Origin of the sequence: Acinetobacter cumulans, from assembly GCF_003024525.3 — a bacterium.
GTDB classification, from domain to species: domain Bacteria; phylum Pseudomonadota; class Gammaproteobacteria; order Pseudomonadales; family Moraxellaceae; genus Acinetobacter; species Acinetobacter cumulans.
Window position 1 is genome coordinate 390,537 of record NZ_CP035934.2, and the last position, 14,740, is coordinate 405,276.

The 14,740-nt window shown below is 31.2% G+C and carries 15 protein-coding genes; 11 read left to right on the plus strand and 4 right to left on the minus strand.

The genetic code is table 11. The annotated features are described in order from the left end of the window. The first annotated feature begins 54 nt into the window (after positions 1–54). The 10 genes from C9E88_RS01765 to C9E88_RS01810 all read left to right on the plus strand — a co-directional run bounded on the left by C9E88_RS01765 (position 55) and on the right by C9E88_RS01810 (position 11,508). Entirely contained in the window at positions 55–1,998 is a 1,944-nt protein-coding gene (locus C9E88_RS01765) for a TenA family protein (protein WP_137287896.1), read from the plus strand. After that, entirely contained in the window at positions 1,967–2,848 is an 882-nt protein-coding gene (locus C9E88_RS01770; RefSeq protein ID WP_106983942.1) for a glycosyltransferase family 2 protein, read from the plus strand. Before C9E88_RS01765 ends, C9E88_RS01770 begins: the two co-directional genes overlap by 32 nt. Before the next feature lie 5 nt (positions 2,849–2,853). Further along, on the plus strand, positions 2,854–4,563 hold the full coding sequence (locus C9E88_RS01775) for an ABC transporter ATP-binding protein (RefSeq protein WP_106983943.1): 1,710 nt from the start codon (positions 2,854–2,856) through the stop codon (positions 4,561–4,563). 88 nt (positions 4,564–4,651) lie between these two features. Next, on the plus strand, positions 4,652–5,863 hold the full coding sequence (locus C9E88_RS01780; protein WP_162368822.1) for a glycosyltransferase family 4 protein: 1,212 nt from the start codon (positions 4,652–4,654) through the stop codon (positions 5,861–5,863). A 3-nt stretch (positions 5,864–5,866) separates the two neighbouring features. Beyond that, positions 5,867–6,598 carry a class I SAM-dependent methyltransferase gene (locus C9E88_RS01785; RefSeq protein WP_202981940.1) on the plus strand — a complete coding sequence of 244 codons (732 nt, stop codon included), beginning with the start codon at positions 5,867–5,869 and terminating at the stop codon, positions 6,596–6,598. 14 nt (positions 6,599–6,612) lie between these two features. Continuing rightward, on the plus strand, positions 6,613–7,407 hold the full coding sequence (locus tag C9E88_RS01790) for a glycosyltransferase family 32 protein (RefSeq protein ID WP_106983945.1): 795 nt from the start codon (positions 6,613–6,615) through the stop codon (positions 7,405–7,407). 12 nt (positions 7,408–7,419) lie between these two features. Beyond that, positions 7,420–8,397: a capsular polysaccharide synthesis protein gene (locus C9E88_RS01795; RefSeq protein ID WP_106983946.1), complete on the plus strand. Its 978-nt coding sequence runs from the start codon at positions 7,420–7,422 to the stop codon at positions 8,395–8,397. Positions 8,398–8,401: 4 nt separating this feature from the next. Next, positions 8,402–9,298 carry a glycosyltransferase gene (locus C9E88_RS01800; RefSeq protein ID WP_106983947.1) on the plus strand — a complete coding sequence of 299 codons (897 nt, stop codon included), beginning with the start codon at positions 8,402–8,404 and terminating at the stop codon, positions 9,296–9,298. Positions 9,299–9,313: 15 nt separating this feature from the next. Then, positions 9,314–10,405 (plus strand): UDP-galactopyranose mutase, encoded by a 1,092-nt coding sequence (gene glf, locus C9E88_RS01805; protein ID WP_106983948.1) that lies wholly within the window; start codon positions 9,314–9,316, stop codon positions 10,403–10,405. Positions 10,406–10,440: 35 nt separating this feature from the next. After that, positions 10,441–11,508, plus strand: coding sequence for a glycosyltransferase family 4 protein (locus tag C9E88_RS01810; RefSeq protein WP_227865844.1), 1,068 nt, complete (start codon positions 10,441–10,443; stop codon positions 11,506–11,508). On the opposite strand, the gene C9E88_RS01815 is transcribed toward C9E88_RS01810, so the two are convergent. Then, positions 11,477–12,628 (minus strand): glycosyltransferase family 4 protein, encoded by a 1,152-nt coding sequence (locus C9E88_RS01815; RefSeq protein ID WP_106983950.1) that lies wholly within the window; start codon positions 12,626–12,628, stop codon positions 11,477–11,479. The two genes, C9E88_RS01810 and C9E88_RS01815, sit on opposite strands and share 32 nt — an antisense overlap. 188 nt (positions 12,629–12,816) lie before the next feature. Here C9E88_RS01815 and C9E88_RS01820 point away from each other — a divergent pair, with 188 nt between their 5' ends. Then, the gene (locus C9E88_RS01820) at positions 12,817–13,272 is read left to right on the plus strand and encodes a pilin (RefSeq protein ID WP_106983951.1); all 456 of its coding nucleotides are present in this window, start codon (positions 12,817–12,819) and stop codon (positions 13,270–13,272) included. Positions 13,273–13,303: 31 nt separating this feature from the next. Here C9E88_RS01820 and bfr read toward each other — a convergent pair whose 3' ends face one another. From bfr to C9E88_RS01835, 3 genes are all read right to left on the minus strand, one after another. Then, positions 13,304–13,768, minus strand: coding sequence for a heteropolymeric bacterioferritin subunit Bfr (gene bfr / locus C9E88_RS01825; protein WP_106983952.1), 465 nt, complete (start codon positions 13,766–13,768; stop codon positions 13,304–13,306). A 225-nt stretch (positions 13,769–13,993) separates the two neighbouring features. Next, the gene (locus C9E88_RS01830; protein ID WP_106983953.1) at positions 13,994–14,188 is read right to left on the minus strand and encodes a bacterioferritin-associated ferredoxin; all 195 of its coding nucleotides are present in this window, start codon (positions 14,186–14,188) and stop codon (positions 13,994–13,996) included. A 155-nt stretch (positions 14,189–14,343) separates the two neighbouring features. Continuing rightward, positions 14,344–14,727: a RidA family protein gene (locus C9E88_RS01835; RefSeq protein ID WP_106983954.1), complete on the minus strand. Its 384-nt coding sequence runs from the start codon at positions 14,725–14,727 to the stop codon at positions 14,344–14,346. Positions 14,728–14,740 lie beyond the last annotated feature (13 nt).

Sequence of the window (14,740 nt, forward strand, 5' to 3'; positions counted from 1 at the left end):
TAAAAAACACCCTATTTATAGGGTGTTTTTTATTTTTAAGTGCTGGGGAAGTTTTTGAAGCAAATCACTCAAAAAACAAAGCCTCTTTTTGTTTTGTTTTCAATTTTAATTTTTACATTTTTAATTTATGCACCTGGATTATCAGGTGATTATGTTTTTGATGATATTGCAAATATTGTTGAGAATCAGAAAATAGCAATTACATCTTTAGATTATATGAGCCTTAAAGCGGCTTTTTGGTCTGGTGATGCAGGGCCTTTGGGGCGCCCGATCAGTATGCTGTCTTTTGCATTGAATTATTATTTAACAGCTTTTAACCCTTATTATTTTAAATTAACAAATTTAATCATTCATTTATTGAATGGTATTTTAATTTATTTTATATCATTAAAATTATTTTTTTGGATTTTTCTAAAAGAACAAAATATAAAAAAAAATCAATATCTCGCCTTGATCGTAAGTTTTATTTGGTTGATTCATCCTTTAAATTTAACCAGTGTGCTGTATATTGTACAAAGAATGACGAGCCTTTCGACATTTTTTGGGTTATTGGCATTGTTAATCTATTGTCACTGGAGAAGTAAAAGCCTAAATTTCTCAAGCTCAGTATTATCAATTTGCGGTATTTTATTGGCATTATGTTGTTCAGTTTTTAGTAAAGAGTCTGGTTTGCTTTTTGTCGGATTGATTTATTGGGTCGAGCTTTGCATTTTTAAAGCAAGAAATACCCGTCATGAATGCATAAAAATAGGAAAAATTGGCTTAAATTATATTTTGTGGAGTGGGGTTTTTGTTGTACTTTTGGGCTTGATCTATATCGCTTGGCCTTATGTTATAAACTTAAACCCTGGAAATAGAGATTTTAATATAGCAGAAAGATTATTAAGTGAATCTAGAGTACTATTTTATTACTTGAAAATGATTTTTTTTCCATTGCTCTCAGATTTAAGTCTTTATCACGATGATTTTGAAGTATCTAAAAATATAACAACACCAATAACAACATTATTTTCAATTTTAGGTTTACTATTCATTAGTATATTTAGCCTTATTTTATATAAGAAAAATTCCATAATTTTATTTGCATGGGGTTGGTTTATTATAAGCCATCTAATGGAATCAACATTTATTAGTTTAGAGTTGATTCATGAACATCGCAATTATTTTGCAAGTATAGGTTTTATTATTGCAGTTGTTTATGGTTTGTCTGAATTTAAGTTTAATAGGGTAAGGCCTTTAATTTATATTGTTTGTACTATCTATATTTTGAATTTGGCTTTTACAACGTGGCAGCGTGCAGTTATTTGGTCAAATTTAGTTGATCATGCGGCATTTGAAGTGGCAATGCACCCTAGTTCAGATCGAGCAAATTATCAAATGGCTCGAATTTATTTAAAACTTATGGAAAAAGAACCTGAAAGAAAAGTCTACTATGCCGATCAAGCTGAAAAATATTTAATTCAAGCGCATGAAAGCTATAAGCCTGCTAATGGTTCATGGTTTGCACAATTGCACCTAGCATCTTATTTGGATAAGCCTATTTCTGACGATGTCATTCAACAATTAATATATAATTTAACAAATCATCCTTTTTATAATAGTAATATTGGCTTCTTAAGTGCTTTTACACAGTGTCAAATACAGCAGTTTTGTAAATTGCCACATGATCAAGCAGTATTAATTATTAGTGCGGGATTAAATAATCCCAATATTACACCTGAATTTCAATCTGAAATTTATAAAATACTGGCACAATATTTTGTATCAGTAGCAATGGATTATGAAAAAGCAGAGGAGTTTATGCTAGATGCTATACATTATAGAAATGATATTAATGGAAATTTGTTGATGGCGCAAATTTATAGATTGCAAGGTAAGTATTTTTTAGCAAAAAAACATATTGGAATTGCACGAAATTTAGACGTTAAAAATAGTTGGTATAAAGAAATAGCTATAGAAAATAGAAATGTTGAACAAGCTGAACTATTGGGAAAATAAATTGAAAATTAGCATTGTACTACCTGCAAAGAATGAATCTGGTGCAATTGGAGAAACAGTAAAAAAAATTCTCCAACTAGGTATCATTGATGAATTAATTGTAATTAATGATGGGTCTACTGATAATACAAAAAATATTGCTGAACAAGCCGGTGCTAAAGTAATTTCACATCCTTATTCAAAAGGAAATGGGGCTGCTATTAAAACAGGTGCACGTAATGCAACAGGCGATATTATTGTGTTTATGGATGCTGATGGCCAACACGACCCAAATGATATTGAAAAATTGATTGAAAAAATTGAACAAGGGTATGATTTAGTTGTAGGTGCTAGACAAAAAGGTTCACAAGCGAGTTTGGGGCGTGGTATTGCAAATAGTCTTTATAATAATATTGCAACATACATGACAGAGCATAAAGTGGAAGATTTAACTTCTGGTTTTAGAGCTGTAAGAGCTGAAAAATTTAGAGAGTTTATTTATTTATTGCCTAATGGTTTTTCATATCCAACGACAAGTACAATGGCGTTTTTTAGAGCAGGGTATTCTGTAACTTATGTGCCTATTCATGCTGCAAAACGAATTGGAACCAGTCATATTAAACCATTTAAAGATGGAATGCGTTTTTTTATTATTATTTTTAAAATTGCAACTTTATTTTCTCCGTTAAAAATGTTTATTCCTATTGCGGTTATGCTCTTTATTATGGCGACGGCTTGGTATGGGTATACACTCTATGAATATCATCGTTTTACAAATATGAGTGCTTTACTTTATACCGGTAGTGTGATGATTTTTTTAATGGGCTTGATTTCTGAACAGATTACTGCATTGATGTACAAAGAGAAATAATCATTGTGTTGAAAAGTTTAATACAACTCTGGAATATTCTTTCTAAGCTGGATAAAAGAAAAGTAATATATGTGCTTTTTTTGATCGTGGGTATGGCATTTATAGAGTCACTGGGTGTAATGTCTATTATGCCTTTTCTAGCAGTGCTTTCTGATCCTAATATTGTAAATAGTAATCCCACATTAAAATTATTTAATGAATATTTAGACTTTAACGATACTAAAAAAACTATAGTTGTTTTAGGCTTAATCTCATTGGGGATAGTTATTTTTTCTACTTTTTTTAAAGTTATTACCCAATATGCAGTCAATCGCTTTGCAAGCTTACAAAGACATTATTTCTCTACAAAATTATTGAAAATATATCTGCAGCAAGACTATAAATTTTTTATTGAAAGAAATAGTTCGAATTTAGCTAAAAACATATTATCAGAAGTAGATCAGCTTATTTGGACAATGATATTGCCTACACTATCCATGCTGTCGTATGGCATAGTGTTAGTGAGTATGATTGGAATTCTTCTAGTATATGATCCTGTGATGGCAATTAGTACGGCAAGTGTATTGTTTGTTTTTTATTCGATCATCTATTTTATTGTAAGAAAAAAATTAGCACAAATTGGCATTGAGTTTACTGAAGCCAATCAAAATAGGTTTCAAATCTGCCAAGAAGCATTAAGCGGTATTAAAGATGTTATTATTAATAATGCAAAAGATGGATATATAGAGGAATTTGAAAAGTCATCACGAATTTTTGCAAGACATATTGCGACTAGAGAAACACTTAGTCAAATTCCATTAAATATTATTGAAACAGTAGGCTATGGCTGCTTAATTGGCTTAGCCATTATTTTAGTACTTTCAGATAAAGATGTATCTGAAATATTACCAGTATTAGGTTTATATGGATTTGCTGCATACAGAATGCTTCCTGCTGCACAAAGTATTTACCGCTCTTTAGCTCAATTAAAGTTTTCACAGCAAGTGCTGAATGTTTTATATCCAGAGTTTAAGATTGGCTATAAAGAGAAGATTATTCATAACTTAAATTCAGATCAGACATTAAGCTTCTCTAAAACAATAAAATTAGAAAATATAACCTTCAGCTATAACAATGATCGTAAAATTATTAAAAACTTCAGTATGGAAATAGAAAAAAATACAAGTATAGGTATTGTAGGTAAGAGTGGCAGTGGAAAAAGTACTCTAATGGATATCATGCTGGGACTGCTAAAACCTCAGCAAGGGAAAATACGAATAGATGATGTTGAAATTGAATTAGAAAGTTGTCATGAATGGAGAGATATTGTTGGTTATGTACCACAGTCTATTTATTTAGCAGATAAGTCTATTGCTGAAAATATTGCATTTGGAATTCCTATTGATGAAATTAATATGGATCAAGTAATATTGGCAGCTCAACAAGCACAAATTCATGAGTTTATAAACAATGACTTACCTCAGGGTTATAATGAAATAATTGGTGAGAGGGGAATAAAACTTTCAGGTGGTCAAAGACAAAGAGTTGGTATTGCCCGAGCACTGTATAAAAAACCACAAGTTTTATTTATGGATGAGGCTACAAGTGCATTAGATGATGAAACTGAACGTCTTATTACACAATCTATTGCAAAGTTAAATGGTCAAATTACAATGGTTATTATTGCTCATAGGCTTAATACGCTTGCATATGTTGATAAAAAAATAGTGCTTTAATATGGACAAAAAATTGCGCAAAATTCTTTATTGTAGTTATGAGTTTAGAAGTAGTTATCAGAGAGGTATTTATCAATTTACGAAGTCTATGATGGATGCAACATGTCATTTAGGGTATGAAAATTACTTATTAACTCAAGCAAGAGAGCCAAGTGAAATTATTCAATCATTGGTCGATGCAGATCATTATGTTGATAATAAGTTTGAAGAATTGAATGCATATATAAAATTTCTATTAGGAAATAGAAATAATTTTGAAATATGTACAAGCAAAAGTTCTAATGTAGATGGATTTGAGTATCTTTCAAAATTAAAAGGTTATGTGAACTCTCCATTATTTTATAATTCATCACATTATTCTGTACTTTTTCCAAATTGTATTGGAATGACAAATATTGCATTAGATGGTTTTGGTGAAAATGACATTATCTTTTGTAGTTCACCAATGACAATCAAGTCAAATAAACATAAAGTCGTGCAAGTGGTACATGATGTTATGCACCTAAAGGATCGTTCAAAGTGGGAGCGATATATGTATAGGCGAATTTCTGCTGCCAACTTTGCAGATAAAATTTTGACTGTTTCCAATCATACTAGAAATGAGTTTTTAGAGTTTTTTCCGCATTTAGCAGAGCGTACAAGTGTAATTTATCAGCCAGTACCTGTTGATGAAGTATTACTTAAGTTAAGTGAAGATTTAACAGTGCAAGATCAAGTGCTAAAAAAATATAGGGTTAAGCGTGGTTGCTATATGTATTATGTGGGGGCCTTAAATGCTGGAAAAAATATTCATAGAATGGTTGAAGCTTATCATCTAGCAACAAATGGTGATCTAGGTAGACCATTACTATTGTCTGGTAAGGTGGATCAAAATTATTTTAGTCAGCATAAAGTTTATAATTATTTATCTTCTTATGAACAACCAGAGAAAAGTAAAAATGTTCATCTTACAGGCTATGTCACAGACTTAGAAAAATTATGTCTTTTAAGATGCTGTAGAACATTTTTATTTCCAACTTTAGGTGAAGGATTTGGTATACCTGTAATTGAGGCTCAAATATGTGGTGCGCCTGTTTTAACTTCTTACAATACATCACTTCCGGAAGTAACAAATGATGCGGCAGTTTATATAAGTGATGCACAAGATATAGAGGAATTGAAATCTAAAATAATGTTACTTTTAGATGATGGTAAGTTGCTTGAGAAAGTAAAATTATTAGGTGATATTAATTGTAAAAGATTTAAGAAAAGTGAACTAATTAAAAATATGAATTTTTTTTTAAATGATTTAAAGGAGTGAATTTTGTTAAATTTTTTTTTAGGCTTAATCAAGAAAATTACACCAGAGTTTATTTTATATAGATATAGGGTGATTTTGGGTAAAAGACACTATTTTGAATTGGAGAATATGGATTTAAAGTCTAAGTTTACTAAAATTTATGAAGATGGAGTTTGGGGGGGAGAAGGGGAAAGGTTTTATTCAGGAAGCGGTTCTCACAATAATGAGATTGTTGAAAAATATATCATAAGTGTTAATAATTTTTTGAATGATTTGATAGTAGAGAAAACAGTTGTTGATTTGGGGTGTGGTGATTTTAATATAGGCTCAAAATTGTTTCGTAATACAAAAAAATATATTGCTTGTGATATTGTTGATAGCTTAATAGATTATAATTCTATTAAATTTAGTCATCAAAACTTGATTTTTAAAAAAATAAACATTGTTGAGGATGATTTGCCCGCTGGAAATATTGTTTTTATAAGGCAAGTATTACAACATTTATCAAATGAAGATATTTTAAAAGTTGTGAAGAAATTGTACAAATATAAGTATTTAGTAATAACTGAACATTTGCCAAAATTTATTTTTAAGCCTAATAAAGATTATTTTTCAGGTCCTAGTATTCGTTTAGAAAGAAATAGTGGAGTGGTTTTAGATGAAAAACCTTTTAATTTAATTTATAAAAATAAATATAAAATTTGCGAGGTGGAGGAAAATGAGGGAGTGATAGTTACAAGTGTATATGAACTTTAATTTTAAGGTGAAAAATGAAGATTCCGAGAATTATACATCAAACATACTCAACTAATGATATTCCTTTGGATATACAAAGTATTATATTTCAGCTTAAAAAAAATAATCCTAATTGGATTTATAAGTTTTATAATGATAAAGATGTTTTACATTATATTAAGGATAATTTTGATGATGAAATTCTTGATGCTTACTTAAGTATTAATGGAAAATATGGTGCAGCTAGAGCAGATTTTTTTCGTTATCTAGTTGTTTATAATGAAGGTGGGGTGTACTTGGATATAAAAAGTACTTGTGTATACTCGCTTGATTCTATAATTAATGAGAATGATGAAATTATTTTATGTCATTGGCAAAATGAAGTTGGTATGAAATCACAATTTGCTGGTATGCATAATGAATTAAAAGAATGCAAATTCGGTGAGTTTCAACAATGGCATGTTATAGCAAAACCAAGATCAGCTTTCTTGGAAGCGGTTATAAAATCTATTATAGAGAATTTAAAATCTTATAATCCTTGGACGCATGGTGTTGGTAAACCAGCAGTTTTAAGAATTACTGGTCCTATAGCTTACACTAAAGCTATAATTCCTTTACTAAAAAATCATCCATATACCTTTTATAGATATGATAAAGATATAGGATTAGTATATAGTAATTTAAATCATGATTTTAAGCATATGGAAATAATGAATAGTCATTATTCCAGATGTAGCGATTCTGTGGTTGGTAATCTAAATTTAATTAATAGATTAAATTTTTATCTTTATAGGTTAATTAGATGGACCAAACGGCTTCTAATTAATTAAACAGGATTTTATATGTTTTTTGAAAAAATATTTTATGCTATAGCTAATAAGATAAATCATTTGTCTATTTTATTTATTTATTTATTTAATATTAATATTAAGTGTGTGGATTCTAATTATGATTCTGCTGAAACTATATTTAAACCTAGTTTAGATGTTGAGTCTGATGGGGTTATTCCAAAAATAATATGGTTTTATTGGCATGATGAAAAATTACCTTTTTTTATCGAAAAATGCTTTTTAAATGCAAAAAAAAACAACCCAGATTATAGTGTTAAATTGTTGAATAAAAATAATATTAAAAATTTTATTAATATAGATTTAAGTTTGATCGAGAGAGAGTCAATACAACATCAGTCTGACTATATTCGCTTATCTTTGCTAAAAAAATATGGTGGCGTGTGGATGGATTCTAGTATAATGATGTTTAAAAATATTAATTACTATTGTGATCTTATGATTTTAAAAAAAACTAATTTCCTTTCATTTTATTGTCCAGATTATATTCTAGATAAAGATAATCCTATATTTGAAAACTGGTTTATGATTTCGAGTAAAAATAATTTAATTGTATGCGATTGGTTGGATGAGTTAGATTATTGTTTTAGGCTGGGCTCAGGGGTGTATGTAAATAAAGTAATAGCTGATAATAAGGAGTATATTCAAAATATTCCAAATCCATTTTACTTTTTTTCTTATATTGCAGCACAAAAATCTATTAGAAAGAATAGCGGCTATATTTTTATTAATGCCTATCATACGGCTTTTTATTATCACATTGTCGGGGGGTGGAATATTTTATCTAAATTTAAAAATAAAATGCATTACTCTAAATTAATTAAAAATCTAACTGTTTATAAACATCCTGATTGTTTGCCAATATTTATTAAGTTAACAGGAGGTGATAGGGATTTTATTAATAGTAGATTGAAATTTAAAATATTTAGTAAAGACTCTATTATTCATGACTTTTTAAAAATAAATAGGTGATCTTATGAGTGTTTTAGTGGTTGTTGTTACATATAACCGTAGAAAACTTTTGGAAAAGTGTTTGGAATCCATTTTTGTACAAAATGGTGTGAATTTTAATGTGTTAGTTGTTGATAATGCTTCAAATGATAATACTATTGAATTTTTAGTAAATAGGTATTCTGAAAAAATAAATTTACTTAAGTTGAATGAAAATGTTGGTGGTGCTGGTGGTTTTCATGAGGGAATGAAGTATGCTTTGAATTATGATTTTGACTGGCTTTGGTTGATGGATGATGATGGTTATCCTGAAGAAAAATGTTTATCAAATTTATATGAATATGCATATGAGCATAATATCGATGCAATTTCTCCAATACAATTAAATATTGAAAATAAGGATGAACTTGCTTTTCCCGTAACATATAAAAATAAAAAAATTATGGGACAATATGAACAATTGAGTGATTTAGATTTTATTGAGGGTGAAGCAAACTTATTTAATGGTTTGCTTATTAAAAAAGATGTGATTAAAAATATTGGTTTGCCTAAATCCGAGTTATTTATTAGAGGGGATGAGGTCGAATATACTAAAAGGCTAAAAAGAAATAATGTGGCTTTTGGCTCTTTGGTATCATCAATTTTTTATCATCCTTCAGATATGAATGAAAGAATCCAAGTTCTTTTTGGACTTTGGACGATCAGAGATGCACATTCAGATTTTAAAAATTATTATATGTTTAGAAATAGAGCAGTCGCATTCATTGAGGATGGCAATGCTGCGCTATTACCATTAGATTTCATTCGCTATTCATATTACTTCATCATCTATAAAAAGTTCAATTGGCAAGGTTTAAAACTTTGGTGTACAGCGACATATGATGGTATAAAAGGTAAGTTAGGAAGACATCCAAAGTATTGATCATTGGGGAATATTTTGAAAATTTTAATTGTAGGGGCGGGCTTTGCTGGTTCAGTCTGTGCGCGCGAACTGGCTGAAGCTGGACATGAAATCTTAGCAGTTGATCGTCGAGATCATATTGCTGGCAATGCTTTTGATGTAAAAGATGAGCATGGCATCTTAATTCATCAATATGGCCCGCATATTTTTCATACCAATAGTGAAAGAATTTTTAATTATCTGTCGAAATATACTGAATGGTTTAAATACGAACATCGTGTACGTGGAGTGTTAGATGGAAAAGAATATCCATTTCCAATTAACCGCGATACTTTAAATCAGCTCTATGATTTAGAGTTAACAGAAGAACAAGCTGCTGCATTTTTTGAGAAAGTACGTGAGCCAAAAGAAAGAGTATTAACCAGTGAGGATGTAGTGTTGAACTCTGTTGGCCGTGATCTTTATGAAAAATTCTTTTTAAATTATACTAAAAAACAGTGGGGGCTTGATCCTTCTCAATTAAAGGCGGGTGTTGCTGCGCGTATTCCGACACGAACCAATTCGGATGACCGCTACTTTACAGATAAGTATCAAGCTATGCCATTGCATGGTTATACAGCAATGTTTGAAAATTTACTCGATCATCCAAATATTCAAGTTCAAACATCAACTGAGTTTAAAGATGTCTTGAATGAAGAAAATCTATTTGATCACATTGTGTATACAGGTCCAATTGATGCTTTTTATGATTATCAATTTGGTCATCTGCCTTATCGTTCATTACGCTTTGAGCATGAACATTTAGCCCATACTAAGCAATATCAAAGTGTAGGTACGGTGAATTACCCAAATGATTTTGACTTTACTCGTATTACTGAATTTAAACATTTAACAGGTCAAAAGCATTCATCGACTTCGCTTGTCAGGGAATATCCAACAGCAGAAGGTGACCCATATTATCCAATTCCACGTGATGAAAACGAAAAATTGTTTAAACAATATCAAGCGTTAGCAAGTGCTGAGGAAAACGTGACTTTTGTAGGACGACTTGCAGAATACCGTTATTACAATATGGATCAGGTTGTTGGTGCTGCATTAAATGCAGTGGATAAAATTTTAGGGAAATAAAATTGAAAATAGCATTTTTGTGCAAACGACAGTATATGTCTAAAGATGTGATTTTGGATAAATATGCTCGTTTGTACGAAATCCCTAATCAGCTCTCATTACTGGGACATGTAGTCACCTGCTATTGCTTAAGTTATCAAAATCATGATGATGGATTTTGGGATGAAAGTAATGATGAAAAGCAAATAAAGTGGCATTCAAATAGCTATAAGTATTTGAAAAAAATAAAAATATTTGAATACCCTTTTGCGTTGTTAAAAAAACTAAAAAGCGAAAAACCAGAGATGATTATTGCTGCCTCAGATATTCCACATATTATTATGGGTGCGTGGCTAGCAAAAAAATTAAATATTCCTTTTGTAGCTGATCTTTATGATAATTTTGAATCATATGGTCAAGCGCGTATTCCTTTATTTCGTCGCTTTTTTCATAAAGCGCTTGATACTGCTCAACTGATTACAACTACAAGCTATAGCCTTGCCGATAAAATAAAAATAGAACATCCTAGTGTTGCTCACATTGTACCCATGCCAAGTGTGATTAATAAAAGTTTATTTAAAGTTGGTAATCAGTCATATGCTCGGCAGGAACTGAATCTACCGCAAGATGCTAAATTAATTGGTACAGCAGGTGGCTTAACTAAAATGAAGGGTATTCATGATTTATTAAATGCTTGGGAAATTATTCGTACTAAACGAGAGGATATTTATTTAGTCCTTGCAGGACCAACTGAGATTGCTACTCCATTGCCTAATGATGACCGTGTAATATATCTTGGTTTACTTGCGCATGAAAAAATTCCAACATTATTTCAAGCTTTAGATGTTGGCGTTCTATGTATTCCTGATGATGAGTTTGGTCAGTATTGTTTTCCACAGAAGGCATATGAAATGCTGGCAACGGATCTAGCGATTGTTTCTACTGCTATAGGTGATATGTTGCCTTTAATCGGTGAACATAAGGCGTTATTATATTCTGCTGGAAATTACGAAGAACTAGCAGAAGCTCTATTAATACAAATTTCTGTGGAGTATAAACTAAATGTGCGTATTCCAGATTGGCAAGAGACGATTAAGATGATGAATCATTATTTGAATCAATAAGTTTTCCAAACTTGTAGCCTAAATTTTTCCAAGCGAATTGCGATGCAAAAAATTGACAATTTTTGGCCAGGTTATTTTCTTTTTGCAAAAAATTAATTATTTGTAATGTAAGTTTTTCATAGTCTTGGTTAGGAATTAAATAACCAGATTCTTCATTTTGCACAGCATCAACTATTCCTCCTGTTGCAAAAGCTATAGTTGGTAAGCCATACGAAGCAGCCTCAATAGCAACCATACCAAATCCTTCGGGATCATTTGGAATATGTTTTACAGGGAATACATGTATACTTGCCATATAGTAAAATTCCGTTAAAGCTTGTTCATCTACAGCTCCTGTAAAAATAATATGTTGATCAACCTTTATTTTTTTTGCTGCTTCGAGTAAATCTTCTTTATTTTGAAATTTATTGTTTAATGCATTATTTGCTGTATCGCCAATAATTAAAAGAACGCTGTCTGGACATTCTTGGACTATTTGCGGTAAGCAGTTTTGAATAAATTCTAATAGTCCTTTTCTTTCGGTAAGGCGCCCAACAGAAAGTAGAATTTTTTTATTATGGAGGCTAAATTTATCTTTTAATTTATTCGTGATATCTTCGTTTTTTTCTTTTGGTGGGAAATTTACACCTGGATAGATAATGGAGATTTTTGAGTCTTGAATTTTTTTGTCTAGTGCTAATTTTTTTGTGGGAGTACTATTGCAGATAATTGAATCTGCTGAGCGAATAAATGGAATCCATATTTTTTGGTATGCACGGCTATTGTTGCTTATATCTAGACCATGAAGATAAATAATGCTTTTTTTTCTAAAAACCTTGGCCCAAAAAACTACAATAGGTCCTGTTAAGCCGCTTCCTGCAAGTAGGACATCAGGTTTTTGTGATAAACAAATAAATAGTGCTTTAAAAAAAGCAAAGATCAAAAAAATAGGTAGGGGATTAAGTGCAACGCCATAAAATTTACATTGGATAGGTGCCTGTTTTTTGGCTTCAATATGACTTAATAAATGAACTTCATTTTTTTGGCCCAATTCATCTGCTATATGCCAATTGAGTCGTTCCATACCTCCAATGAGTGGTGGTAGGTTTCGAGTAATCATTAAAATTTTTTTTGTGTTCATTTTGAATAAACTAAAAAATATAGACTCTATTGTATATAATTTGTGGCGGTAAAAAAGTGATATAGTTTGTTATATTTAGACAAAAAATGACATGTATCAAAAAATTTTTAAAATAAGCTTATGATTTTTATTCAAAAATATTTGGCATGATTTTTGATGGCACAATATATGATTTGGTTATTTAGGAAATTAAAATGCAAAAAGGTTTTACATTAATAGAGTTAATGATTGTCGTGGCCATCATTGGTATTCTGGCTGCTATTGCTATTCCTGCATATCAAAATTATACAACACGCTCTCAGGTATCTGAAGCATTGGGTATGGCAAGTACTTATAAAGGGGAGATGATTTCTGTATTTGGTGATACGGGGTCTTGTCCAACGTCTTTGATAGAAATGGGGGTTATATCAACAGGACTAATTAATTCTAAATATGTACAAAGTATAAGCTTAAATATAACGTATCCTAGCGCAGTTTGTGCTTTTGAATTTACGTTTAATAGTTCTGGAATGAATGCGGGAGTTGCTGGTAAAAAACTCATTTTTGCAATGATGAATTATGCAGGAAATGGTTCAGCGCGTTGGGAGTGTGCATCAACGGAGATTAAGCAACTCTACTTACCCTCAGCATGTAAAGGCATTTAATAAAAAGCCCGCAACTGCGGGCTTTAAAATATCAAATCTGACTCTGAATATAATTTTCAACACCAACACTTTCAACTAAATCTAATTGTGTTGTTGTCCAATCCAACCATTCTTCTTCTTTCTCAAGAATTTCTTGGACTAAATCACGTGTTACATAATCCATGTGTGCTTCTGCTAAGGCAACAGCTTTTTGAATAGCTTCAATGTTTTCTTTTACTTTACGTACATCGCAGTTTAATACTTCAACTGTATGTTGGCCGATATAAAGTTTTCCTAAGTGTTGTAAGTTTGGCAAACCTTCTAAGAATAAAACACGCTCAATAATTTTGTCAGCATGCTTCATTTGGCGAATCGATTCTTTATATTCAGCTGAACCAAGTTGCTCAATTCCCCAGTCATTAAACATACGAGAATGTAGGAAATACTGGTTGATTGCAGTCAAATGATGGTAGAGCACCTGATTTAACTGATTAATTACATCACGATTGCCTTTCATTGCATTTGCTCCATCAAAGTTGCCAAAGTAAATAGACCTAGGCACTAAAAACTGTATTAAAAAATATATTAAACAAGATGGACTTAGATGGCGAGTACTTTATTGAACAGCAAATGAAAATCGCAATCAAAAACAATAGGGTCTAAAAAACAAACCCGCCTAGAGTCATGGCGGGGGAGGAGGAATAATCTTACGATTATTGATTTATCATTATGATTATTTGGTTTAAGCCGCGATTGCGAGTCTAGAGGCAATCATAGCAACTTCTTCACTAATGATTGCACGTGCTTCAGGTGCACAGCGACCACAGCAAGTACCAAGGTCAAGTAAGTCACGCACTTCGCGATAACTTTCAGCCCCATTGGTAATGGCATCTTTAATGTCTTGATCTGTAATACCACGGCACAAACAAACGTACATTTGACGACAACCACAGTGAATGAATAAGATAAGTAATATTATTGATAATTATTATCGTTTGTCAATTAAAATCATTTCATTTTTAATTTATGGTGATTGGGAATTTGAATAAAAAAAGACCACTCTATCGGTGGTCTTTTTTATAAGAAGGTATCTTATTGATTAATAACAACCACACCATCCATTTCCACTAAAGCACCTTTGGGTAGTGCTGCGACACCTAAGGCTGCACGTGCAGGATAGGGTTGAGCAAAATATTCGCCCATGATTTGGTTAACGAGTTGAAAATGAGAGAGGTCGGTAAGGAAAATATTTAATTTTGCAATATCTGCTAAAGTTCCACCAGCCGCTTCACAAACTGCTTTTAGATTATCAAAAACACGACGTACTTGTGCTTCGATGCCTTCAACCAACTCCATGCTATACGGATCTAAGCCAATTTGACCTGAAAGGTATAATGTATTTCCAGTTAAAATTGCTTGTGAATAAGTACCAATTGCAGCAGGTGCATTTTCAGTATGGATCACTTGGCGGGACATCATTTTCTCCTTG

What these genes read in the sequence shown, in the direction of transcription:
- C9E88_RS01815 (WP_106983950.1), bottom strand. Translation starts at nt 12,628, where the DNA reads ATGAACACAAAAAAAATTTTAATGATTACTCGAAACCTACCACCACTC.
- bfr (WP_106983952.1), bottom strand. Translation starts at nt 13,768, where the DNA reads ATGAAAGGCAATCGTGATGTAATTAATCAGTTAAATCAGGTGCTCTAC.
- C9E88_RS01835 (WP_106983954.1), bottom strand. Translation starts at nt 14,727, where the DNA reads ATGTCCCGCCAAGTGATCCATACTGAAAATGCACCTGCTGCAATTGGT.
- C9E88_RS01780 (WP_162368822.1), top strand. Translation starts at nt 4,652, where the DNA reads ATGATGGATGCAACATGTCATTTAGGGTATGAAAATTACTTATTAACT.
- C9E88_RS01830 (WP_106983953.1), bottom strand. Translation starts at nt 14,188, where the DNA reads ATGTACGTTTGTTTGTGCCGTGGTATTACAGATCAAGACATTAAAGAT.
- C9E88_RS01810 (WP_227865844.1), top strand. Translation starts at nt 10,441, where the DNA reads ATGTCTAAAGATGTGATTTTGGATAAATATGCTCGTTTGTACGAAATC.
- C9E88_RS01795 (WP_106983946.1), top strand. Translation starts at nt 7,420, where the DNA reads ATGTTTTTTGAAAAAATATTTTATGCTATAGCTAATAAGATAAATCAT.
- C9E88_RS01770 (WP_106983942.1), top strand. Translation starts at nt 1,967, where the DNA reads ATGTTGAACAAGCTGAACTATTGGGAAAATAAATTGAAAATTAGCATT.
- C9E88_RS01800 (WP_106983947.1), top strand. Translation starts at nt 8,402, where the DNA reads ATGAGTGTTTTAGTGGTTGTTGTTACATATAACCGTAGAAAACTTTTG.
- C9E88_RS01790 (WP_106983945.1), top strand. Translation starts at nt 6,613, where the DNA reads ATGAAGATTCCGAGAATTATACATCAAACATACTCAACTAATGATATT.